At 44.7% G+C, this 10,903-nt stretch carries 7 protein-coding genes; 4 read left to right on the top strand and 3 right to left on the bottom strand.

Annotated elements, in window-relative coordinates:
* Window positions 1–324, top strand: a 324-nt coding sequence (locus tag KGY70_09510) for a hypothetical protein (protein ID MBS3775413.1), incomplete at its 5' end; no start/stop codon positions are given.
* Window positions 325–427: 103 nt separating this feature from the next.
* Window positions 428–2,803, top strand: coding sequence for a TonB-dependent receptor (locus KGY70_09505; protein MBS3775412.1), 2,376 nt, complete (start codon window positions 428–430; stop codon window positions 2,801–2,803).
* 48 nt (window positions 2,804–2,851) lie between these two features.
* On the opposite strand, the gene KGY70_09500 is transcribed toward KGY70_09505, so the two are convergent.
* From KGY70_09500 to KGY70_09490, 3 genes are all read right to left on the bottom strand, one after another.
* Entirely contained in the window at window positions 2,852–3,715 is an 864-nt protein-coding gene (locus KGY70_09500) for a metallophosphoesterase (protein MBS3775411.1), read from the bottom strand.
* 5 nt (window positions 3,716–3,720) lie between these two features.
* Complete coding sequence (locus KGY70_09495; protein MBS3775410.1) at window positions 3,721–4,560, bottom strand: nucleotidyltransferase domain-containing protein; 840 nt, start codon at window positions 4,558–4,560, stop codon at window positions 3,721–3,723.
* 66 nt (window positions 4,561–4,626) lie between these two features.
* Entirely contained in the window at window positions 4,627–6,492 is a 1,866-nt protein-coding gene (locus KGY70_09490) for an ABC-F family ATP-binding cassette domain-containing protein (GenBank protein ID MBS3775409.1), read from the bottom strand.
* Between the two features lie 164 nt (window positions 6,493–6,656).
* Here KGY70_09490 and nth point away from each other — a divergent pair, with 164 nt between their 5' ends.
* Window positions 6,657–7,307, top strand: coding sequence for an endonuclease III (gene nth, locus KGY70_09485; protein MBS3775408.1), 651 nt, complete (start codon window positions 6,657–6,659; stop codon window positions 7,305–7,307).
* A gap of 30 nt (window positions 7,308–7,337) precedes the next feature.
* On the top strand, window positions 7,338–10,553 hold the full coding sequence (locus KGY70_09480) for a PD40 domain-containing protein (GenBank protein ID MBS3775407.1): 3,216 nt from the start codon (window positions 7,338–7,340) through the stop codon (window positions 10,551–10,553).
* Window positions 10,554–10,903: the final 350 nt, after the last annotated feature.

Below are 10,903 nucleotides of genomic sequence, written 5' to 3'. Positions count from 1 at the left end.
GTGGATCACCTGGCAAGAACCTCGAAAAAACTGCAGGGAGAATATGACATTGTCCTTCACAACGGGGAATATACCATTGTCATTGAAGTAAAATACAAACTCCACCCCGATGATGTAACCGACTTTGTTAACCGTAAACTGCCCAAATTTAAACCGTTATTTCGTGAGTACGCCGATAAAAGGCTTATAGGAGCAGTGGCCGGCATGAGCATCCCTTCCGACAGCTATGAACTTGCTGCCATACACGGGCTGCTGGTTCTGACCCAATCCGGGGAAAACATGTCCGTAATGAACCCGGAAGGATTCCGGTGGAAGGAATATTAGAAGTCTTGATAATTGCGTGTGTCCAGGCATTAATTTCCTTAAATAAATGAACTTTCATCCCGGCTGGTACGTTTTTTGATTTGGAAATTCAAATTATTATACCATGCGGCGGCTTATCCTGCTGATACCTTTTATATTGTCTATTACCTGGCTGCAGGCGCAGGAAGACCAATTGACACAGACCATCCGGGGGGAAGTGCTTGACAAGCATACCCAGTCTCCTTTGCCAGGTGCCACCATATTGATTCTGGAAAGTGATCCCCCTAAAGGTACCACTACGGATCAGGACGGGTATTTCAGACTGGAAAATGTGCCAGTCGGCAGAGTAGGCCTGCGGGTGTCCTTTGTTGGATATGAAAGCATTACCCTTCGCAACCTTTTGTTGAAAAGTGGGAAAGAACTGCTCCTGAATATCGGGCTTGAAGAAAATGTTCAGGAACTTGATGAAGTAGTGGTAAGAGGCAACAGAAAGGACCAGCCCAGCAATGAGATGGCCCATGTCAGTGCCCGTTCCTTCACAGTTGAAGAAACGGAGAAATATGCAGGAAGCTGGGGGGATCCTGCCCGCATGGCAGCCAACTATGCCGGTGTGATCAGCGCCGGTGATCAGCGGAACGACATCATCATCCGCGGCAATCCGCCCATCGGACTGCTTTGGAGACTTGAAGGCATCAACATCCCCAATCCCAACCATTTCGGAGCACTGGGTGCTACCGGCGGACCTGTAAGCATACTCAACAACAACCTGCTTGCCAATTCCGACTTCTTTACAGGTGCCTGGCCGGCAGAATACGGCAATGCCTTGTCGGGGGTATTCGATCTGAAAATGCGAACCGGAAACAATGAAAACAGGGAATATGTGGGTCAGGTGGGATTCAATGGGTTTGAGCTGGGTGCGGAAGGACCTTTTTCCGACAGCTCAAAAGCTTCTTACCTGGCCAATTACAGGTATTCAACCCTTTCCGTTATGAACGAGCTGGGGATCAACCTGGGCGTTGGAGCCGTTCCGGAATACCAGGATCTATCCTTCAAGCTCAACTTTCCTACCAAAAAAGGCAAGATTTCCATGTTTGGGCTGGGCGGCACCAGTCACATCGACCTGGGGCAGGAAAGAGACAGCACGGCAAAAACCTTTGATGCCCCCAAAGGCTACCGCACAAGAAACGGATCGGATATGGCCGTGACCGGCCTGACACACCTTCATTTCTTCAATGAAAACACCCGGATAAAAAACAGCATCTCCGTTTCGGGTACGCGGGTTACTACCCATATCGATTCCCTATATCAAGATGGAGACAAAAAATTGTTCTATGATGAAAACAACCGGCAATGGAAGTTGGGATTTTACAGCAAGCTCGTTAAAAAATTCGACGCCCGGAACACCGTTGATTTTGGATTGAGTATGGAGAGCCACTCAATCCATTACCTTGACAGTGTATTTCAGGGATACGACAGAGCTCCCGGGGAGCCCGAATACGTCACCCAAACCGACTCCCGGAAGCAAAACCTGATGCTCTGGCAGGCACACGGACAATGGGAACACCGGTTCACAAATGATTTTTCCATATATGCAGGCATACACGGACAGTATTTTGGATACAACAACACATGGATGGTGGAACCCCGAGTCAGCGCCGAAAAAAACATCAGTGAGAACCAGAAAGTAAGTCTGGGATATGGGACGCATTCACAGCTTCAGCCACTGTTTCTGTATTTTGTAAAGACCTGGACGACGGATGAAGATTACATTCAAACCAATACCGATCTGGATTTTACAAAGAGCAACCAGTTTGTTCTGTCGTACGATCACAGCCTGACGAGAAACCTCCGTCTGAAAGCAGAAACCTATTACCAGCACCAGTATGACATTCCGGTAGAGCGAAAAGACAGTTACTTCTCGTTGGCCAATTATGGAGCAAGCTTTCATTTGGCCCGTGTCGACAGCCTGGTCAACCAGGGTACCAGCCACAATTATGGACTGGAGTTCACACTGGAAAAATTCCTGAGCAACAATTATTACTTTCTGGTCACCGCTTCCCTATTCGACAGCAAGTACAGCGGAAGCAATGGCATCCATAGAAATACCGCATTCAACAACACCTATGTGATCAATGCCCTGGGAGGCTATGAAATTCCCCTGGGAAACCAGAATACCCTGTCCATAGATCTGAGGCTGACCACAGCCGGGGGCAAAAGATACACACCCATTGATCTGCCGAAGTCACGGGCAGCAGACCAGGCAGTTTATGACCGAAAAAGATCTTACGAAAAACAATACGATCCTTATTTCAGAATGGACGGCCGCCTCAGTTTCAAGCAAAACAAAAAGCATTTCACCCAGGAATGGGCCCTCGACATCACCAACATCGCCGATCACGGGAACATCTTCAGTACAACCTATGATACCAGCGAGGAAAAGGTCATTACAGAATACCAGCAAAGGTTTTTCCCGGTCATGCTATACCGGATCAATTTTTAACAATCATTCTGCGGATAGCATGCCATCAGTAACAAACAACATCTACAACTATAATATAAACCTTTTGGCATTCCGGAGGTTCTCCAGCTCAAATTCCACTACTGCCAGATGATCTTTTACATCGTAGGAGGCGTTAAAGGCAAAAGTGTTGCCCATCTTTTCACTCCAACTGCCGGTAATAGAAGAAGCCTCGTGAATGTGGCCGTGTAAAGTCAGCAGGGGTTGACGCTCGTTAATAAATCGCTGTATGGCAATGCTTCCCACATGCACGTCCATAGGGACATAATCGACCATTTTCCCGTCCAGGGCTGCACGGTCCAGAGATGTATCATAAGGAGGAGAATGAAACAAAAAGATCGCAGAGGAAAGATCTTTCTCCTCAGTCAAGGCATGCAGGTCGTTCTTAATATTTTCATGCTCGGGATCATAATCGGGTTTTACCGTACGCATACCTTGAGCGGGATGGCTGCACCCTGGGTCTACAAACCGGGAAACATCATATTTTTCCCAGTCCTTTAAACCGAAAGGTGTGGGTGGCACAAAAGCATAGCCATAAATATCATAATGGGCATACTGCACATGTCGCTTGTGGATGTAGTCCCATATCTGGTATTGCGAACCAAGCTTTATAATGCTTTCCTCATTGATCCTGGGATCATCATTTCCCATAATAAGAAAAACTTTCGGATATCGTTCCCCAAGCTTCTCTTTTAATTTGATAAACCTTTCTGCCAGTTGGTTCCGGATAAAATCCTCCGGTTCTCTTTTCTTTTTCTTCATATAAAAACCATGTGGCAGAATGTCTCCGCCAATAAAAAGAATATCCGGTGGCTGGCGAAGCAGAAGATGATATAATTTATCGTATTTCCCGGTATTTCCATGAAGATCGGAAACAAAAAAGCAGTGCATCATATCCTTCATTCTTCCTCTCTGATCAGTTTGGCAGCATTCTCATGTCTCCCCACCATAGCAGCGAAACTATCTTTCTTGTCTTTCAGTTCCCTGGTGGTGACAAGATGCAGATCAATTAAATCTTTTACCTGGTAGCCTGTTCTCTCATAATTTACTTCTGCCAGACATTTGCTCCATCCATCTATCCATGCTTTAATCAATTCTCTCTGTCTTTCATCGGCATCGGCATGGATAAGCAAATCAAGATCACTTCCTGCTCCCGCTGTACCTTCCTGGGTACTTCCTATAATATAAATGGCTTTGATCCCGAATCGTTTAAAATCAGCACGCTGCGCAATTACATGAGCCATCATGTCTCTCCATTTCCAATGATAATCCGAATCATGGGGCAACAGCTCCTTTTTTTCACTGTAGGAACTTTCCTTACTAAGGTAGTTCAGCGTATATCTCAGCCGTCTGTTAAATATAAACAAGGATACCTGGGTGGCAATGTTTTTCAGCAGTTGATATTCCTCGGGTAAAAACAAGCTTTCAGGGCCTTCTGTTACATTCTCGGCATAATACACCCTGATATCTCCCATCACCTTTTCATCCACAACGATTTCCGCACTTTGATACCACTTGGTCTCATAAAAATGGGGTGTTGTAAACTGCCTGTCCTGATAAATCAATTTCACCATGCAAATACCGGAGAATCTCCATCCATAGGGGATCTCATCGACCACTTCCTTAAGAATATCGTCAATGTCCTTTTCCTCATCTTTCAGAATTTGCATGATCCGATAGAGACAATTCAGTTCTTTTTCCCTTTCTCTTAAATCATCAATTCTATGCCGGTTTTCCATATATTTAAGGTATTGGTTACACCTCAAAATTCAGTCATATAAGACTAAAGCCAAAAAGTCTTTCATCTAATTGTTGATCATCTCGCTCAATTCAAGCCAGCGGTCCGTTTTCTCATCGATCAATCGCATCACCTCACCCAGCCTGTTCGATTTTTCCATAATTTTGTCATTATCCAGCTTACCGCTGTTCATCTCTTCTTCCAGTGACTTTTTCTCCTGCTCCAGGGTTTCAATCTCTTTTTCCAGATTTTCATATTCTTTCCTCTGTTGATAGGAAACAGAACTATTCTTTTTTGTTTTGGGTTTTCCACTGGATTTTTTCTTTGATTTATCAGGCTTTTCATTGTAAAAGCTACTCACGATCTGATCGCGGTAATGAGTGTATGTGCCCGGAAAATCCTTTATTTCACCTTTGCCCCTAAAAACGAAAATATGATCCACAATGTTATCCATAAAATAACGATCGTGCGATACGATCAGTACACACCCGTTGAATTGCTGAAGATAGTGCTCCAGCACATTTAAGGTCATAATATCCAGATCATTGGTAGGCTCGTCGAGGATCAGAAAATTGGGCTTCTTCATTAATATGGTAAGCAGATACAAACGGCGTTTTTCTCCGCCACTTAACTTTTCCACCTTCACATATTGTTTGTCATAATCAAAAAGAAAGTAGTTCAGGAACTGTTTGGCGGTCAATACGCTTCCATCGCCCATAGTAACAGCGTCAGCCACTCCCTGGGCGACATCTATCACCCTTTGATCTTCGTCAAATGACATGCCCTCCTGCCGGTAATAACCTATTTGAATGGTTTCGCCGGCTTCAATATAACCTTCATCGGGTTGGTCTTCGCCCACGATCAGGTTCAGGAAAGTGGTTTTTCCGCTGCCATTGGGTCCAACCAGACCTACTTTTTCATACCGCTCAAACTGGTAGGAGAAGCCATCAATTAAAGGGGCATTCTGAATATTTTTACCCAGGTTTTTAACAATCATAATCTTCTTGCCCATGCGGGAGGCCTCGAAATCCACTTTCATGGTCTCTTCTTCCCTTTCCTGAGCAGCAACGTCTTTCAAACGATAATAATTGTCGATTCTGTGTTTGGCTTTTGTTCCCCGGGCTTTAGGCATCCTTTTGATCCAGTCTTCTTCTTTTCGGAGCTGATTTTTTGCCTTTTCAACTTCCTTTTCCTGATTGTGGATTCGTTCTTTTCTTTTTCTGAGAAAATAGGAATAGTTTCCTTTATAACGGTACAGGGATGAACCTTCAAGCTCAAGAATATCGTTGCATATTCGGTCGAGGAAATATCGGTCGTGTGTTACCATCAACAATGTAAAAGCTAAATTCTTCAGATATTCCTCCAGCCATTCAATCATATTCAGGTCGAGATGATTGGTAGGCTCATCAAGGATCAGGAAATCCGGTTCATGAATCAGCACCTCTGCAAGTGCCACTCTTTTCTTTTCGCCGCCTGAAAGTTGTTTGATTTTCTTGTTGAAATCCTCAATATTGAGCTGGGAAAGAATCTGATTGACCTTTATTTCATGATCCCAGGCACCCAGACGATCCATCTGATCAAAAGCAGTGGAAATCTTTTCAGGCTCTCCGCTATTCATGGCTCGTTCATACTCCTGAATAGCTTTGAGCATCTTATTTGAAGAGCGGAAGACAAACTCATGGGTAGTCTTTTCAGGATCCATTTGAGGTTCCTGGGCCAGATATCCTACCCTGATATCATTCCGGTAGATAACATCTCCTTTATCAGGCGAATCTTTTCCTGCCAGTATATTCAGCAATGTTGTTTTTCCGATTCCGTTTTTCGCAATCAATGCCGTCTTTTGGTCCCTGGCTATTCCAAAAGACAGATCTTCAAACAGTATCAGATCCCCAAAAGCCTTGGTCAGCCCATTTACCTGTAAGTAACTTACCATACGAATCCCTTTTTCTCTTTTGAGGCCATAAAATTATACATATAACAGCACTTTCCACACAATAAAACCGATAAATTTGTTCCACAGCATGGTTTGTTTTAATTTTGGGTGTGTGAATAGGCTTTATAAAACCGCATCGGCTTTTGCAATAAGAATTTATATTAATGACGAGAAAAGAACGAATAGATAAGGTGATGGAGTATTTCAGGGAACATCATCCCCTGGCGGAAACCGAGCTGAACCATAATGACCCTTTTGAACTGATTGTAGCTGTGATATTATCTGCCCAGTGCACGGATAAAAGGGTCAATATGATCACGCCTCCCCTTCTTGAGGCATTTCCTTCTCCACAGGTGATGGCAGAAACCCATCCTGAAGAAATTTATGAATACATTAAAAGCTGCACATATCCCAACAACAAGGCCAAACATCTGGCAGGCATGGCCCGGACACTAATTGAAGAATTCAACGGCAATGTTCCGGATGATGTTAAAAACCTGCAAAAACTGCCCGGTGTGGGAAGAAAATCTGCCAACGTCATTGCTTCTGTTCTTTACAACAAGCCTGCCATGGCTGTTGACACCCACGTATTCAGAGTTTCCGAAAGAATTGGCCTGACCTGGAAGGCAAAGAACCCGCTCCAGGCTGAAAAGCAACTGATACAATATATTCCCGAAGATCTGATCCCCAAAGCACACCATTGGCTGATCCTTCACGGAAGGTATATCTGCACGGCGAGAAATCCGAAATGCAACCAATGTCCGCTGACTGAATACTGTAAATATTATCAAAAGTATATTAAACAAACCGATTAAAATATGTTCAATTTACAAAAACCGATTGTTATGCTTAAAAGACCCATCTTGCTCTTAATACTGATATTACTTGCTCCAGCCTTGATGTCCATTCAGGCCCGGGAGAACAACTTTTTCATTCGTTATCCCTCGTTAAACAGTGATGGTTCCCGGTTAGCTTTCAGCTATCAGGGGGATATCTGGGTAAAAGATCTAAACAACGCGTCCATAGCGAACCGTTTGACCATCCATGAGGGATATGAAGGAATGCCTCACTGGAGCCCGGATGACAGCCACATAGCATTCACCAGTGACCGCTACGGGAATGAAGATGTGTTCACCATCAATACGGACGGAAGTGAAACCCGCCGCCTGACCTACCATTCAACCAACGACCGGGCCTCCGGATGGTTATCGGAAAATGACGTGGCTTTTACCACCAACAGGGCCTTTGCACAGGTAGAGCGGGAAGAAGAGATATACAAAGTATCTCTGGATGGAGAAACACCCCGGCGTATTTTGGATGCTGTAGGATATACACCGGTGCTTTCACCCAACAAAAGGTTCATTGCTTTTGTAAGAGGGTCCTGCCGAGAAACCAGGGAAGATTATAAAGGCCCTGCCAATAAAGATATCTGGGTATATGACAAGGAAAATGATGTGTATCACCAGATAACCACCTATGAGGGAAATGATTTTCAACCCCGTTGGGTAGGCTCCAATACTTTATACTTTATAAGCTCCAGAAATGGGAAATACAATATATTTAGGATCAATCTGGATAACAACGGCCAGAAGTCAGGCAGCGCCGTAGCCCTGACAGATGCAGCGGAAAACGGAATACGTTATTTTGACGTAAGTTCCGATGGCAGCACATTGGCATTTGAAAAAGGGATTGATATTTATATTAAAAAGGAAACAGACGACCGGCCTCAAAAACTGGCCCTGAATCTCACCCGGGACTACAGGCATGTTCCGGTAAAGCACAAAACATACAACAGCAACCTCAGCGATTATGCCCTTTCCCCCAATGGAAAGCAAACGGCTTTTGTCGTAAGGGGCGAACTGTTTCTGGTCAATAACAAGAAAGAGAAAACACGCACAGTCAGGCTAACCGAACATCCCTACCGGGATTTCGACCTCGACTGGGTCAATGACACTACATTGGTTTTTGTTTCCGACCGCGAAGGACAAAAGGATATATACCTGTTGCGCTCTTCGGATCCCGAACATACCAATCTTTATCAAAGTTTAAAATTTGAAACCCTCAGGCTGACCCATACCGAAGAGCCCGAGGAAAACCCTACCGTTTCTCCCGACGGTAATAAAATTGCTTTTATACGGGATAACGGAACCCTCATCACAGCAGAGATCGATACTGAACAGGCAGAGCTCACCAATACAACCACACTCAGGGAAGGATGGGCCTCTCCCGGTGGGCTCACCTGGAGCCCGGACAGCAAATGGCTGGCTTATTCACTGGATGACCTCAATTTCAATTCCGAGGTTTACATTCATTCAGCCGACAACAGCCAGGGTCCCGTAAATGTCAGCATGCATCCCAAAGGGGATTATCAGCCTTTCTGGAGCCCTGACGGAAGCAAGCTGGGCTTCCTTTCGGAAAGGAACAACGGCGACAGAGACCTTTGGTTTGCCTGGCTAAAAACGGAAGACTGGCAAAAAACCATGGAAGACTGGCAGGAAATGGACGATGAAGAGGAAGAGAATAACAAAAAACAAGAAGATTCGGTAAAAGTAGAGATTGACCTGGAAAACATCCACGAACGCCTGGAGCAGGTCACCGGCCTGCCCGGAAACGAGTCCGACCTGTTGATCTCAAAGGACGGAGAAACCTTCTACTTTGTTTCCAACCGGGACGGCTGGAAAACTTACAAAGCCGACGAAGAAATTTACAGCATCAAATGGAATGGAGAAGATATGACCCAGTTGACCGATGACAAGCAGGGAGCCAGAAACCTGAAGATTGACCACAACTCGGGCAAATTATATATGCTCAGACAAGGAGGCAGCCTGGCTCATCTGAATCCAAAGGATAAAGCATTGAAGTCCGTATCAGTGAACGCGGAAATGGATATTCAGTTACAGGAAGAATTGCAGGAAATTTTTCAAAACGGCTGGTCGCTGCTCCAAAGTCGATTCTATGATCCGAATTTCCACGGACAAGATTGGGAAGCACTGAAGGAGAAATACAAATCCAGGGCATTAACCGCATCTACAAGGCGCGATTTCCGGGATATGTTCAACATCATGCTGGGGCAGGTTGATGCCAGTCATATGGGATTATATGGGAGTGATCTTGCAGAAACGGAAGATATCACAACCGGACTGCTTGGTGTTGAAGTTGTACCATATGAAACAGGTGCAAAAATCACACATGTGATTCCCAATTCGCCGGCAGATAAATCATTCAGCAAGCTGAATGAAGGTGAGATCATCACAATGGTTAACGGAAAAGAAGTGGCCGGCAATAACCTGTATCAATATCTGATCAACAAAGAGAAAAAGGAAATATACCTGGAAGTGCAGGATGAAGAGGGAAGCACCAGAAACGTAATCATCCGTCCCACAAACAGCCTGAGCAGGGAGAAATACCGGGAATGGGTTGAGGAACGCAAAAAACTGACAGAACAATACAGTGACGGCCAGCTTGGTTATATCCATGTACAGGCCATGAACTGGAACAGTTTTGAACGATTTCAACGTGAACTCACGGCAAGCGGTTATGGCAAAAAAGGCATTGTGATTGATGTACGGTTCAATGGTGGGGGCTGGACAACCGACTATCTGATGACTGTACTCAATGTACAGCAACATGCCTATACCATACCCAGGGGAGCAACGGATGATCTTGAGAAAAACCATGAAAAATTCAGGGAACATTATCCATTTGCTGAAAGGCTGAACCTTTCGGCATGGACCAAGCCCTCCATTGCCATGTGCAATCAAAACAGTTATTCCAATGCGGAGATCTTTTCCCATGCTTACAAAACACTGGATGTCGGAACGCTGGTGGGAACACCCACGTTCGGTGCCGTTATCTCCACAGGAGGAAGCAGACTGATCGATGGTTCATACATCCGGTTACCCTTCAGGGCCTGGTATGTCAAGAAAACCGATCAAAACATGGAACATGGCCCTGCTGTTCCTGATGTCATTGTTAACAATGATCCCGCCGGCAAGGCTGAGGGAAAGGATGAACAGCTAAAAAGTGCCGTGGATGAATTACTGAACCAGATCAATGACTAAAATGTATAATTTTCAGTTTTTGTTATAATACGATACTGAAAGGATGAAGATTAGCGTTTTTTACTTCAATCTATCCTGCATTATTCAAAAACGAACAGCCTGTTCCGCTGAAAAAGCGGGATAGTGAAGTTTTTGAATGCGGGATGGTTGGCGGGATGGATGCAGGTAGCCCCGCATTAGAAAAACCGGCCTTTTGCGAAATTTATTGAAGCAAAAAGCCAGGTTTTTCAATAGCGTCAGAAACCCGCATCCACTGAGTTTTGCTACAAGAAAATGATTAATATGCGGGTTCAATGGGGGTTGATCTGAATTACTTAAGCTTTGCAGCAATATGATATTGTAATACAAAA

The sequence above is a fragment of the Bacteroidales bacterium genome, from assembly GCA_018334875.1.
In the GTDB taxonomy this organism is placed as follows: Bacteria; Bacteroidota; Bacteroidia; order Bacteroidales; family UBA12077; genus JAGXLC01.
This window is presented reverse-complemented; position numbering and strand designations above follow the sequence as displayed.

What these genes read in the sequence shown, in the direction of transcription:
- KGY70_09505 (MBS3775412.1), top strand. Translation starts at nt 428, where the DNA reads ATGCGGCGGCTTATCCTGCTGATACCTTTTATATTGTCTATTACCTGG.
- KGY70_09500 (MBS3775411.1), bottom strand. Translation starts at nt 3,715, where the DNA reads ATGATGCACTGCTTTTTTGTTTCCGATCTTCATGGAAATACCGGGAAA.
- KGY70_09495 (MBS3775410.1), bottom strand. Translation starts at nt 4,560, where the DNA reads ATGGAAAACCGGCATAGAATTGATGATTTAAGAGAAAGGGAAAAAGAA.
- KGY70_09490 (MBS3775409.1), bottom strand. Translation starts at nt 6,492, where the DNA reads ATGGTAAGTTACTTACAGGTAAATGGGCTGACCAAGGCTTTTGGGGAT.
- nth (MBS3775408.1), top strand. Translation starts at nt 6,657, where the DNA reads ATGACGAGAAAAGAACGAATAGATAAGGTGATGGAGTATTTCAGGGAA.
- KGY70_09480 (MBS3775407.1), top strand. Translation starts at nt 7,338, where the DNA reads ATGCTTAAAAGACCCATCTTGCTCTTAATACTGATATTACTTGCTCCA.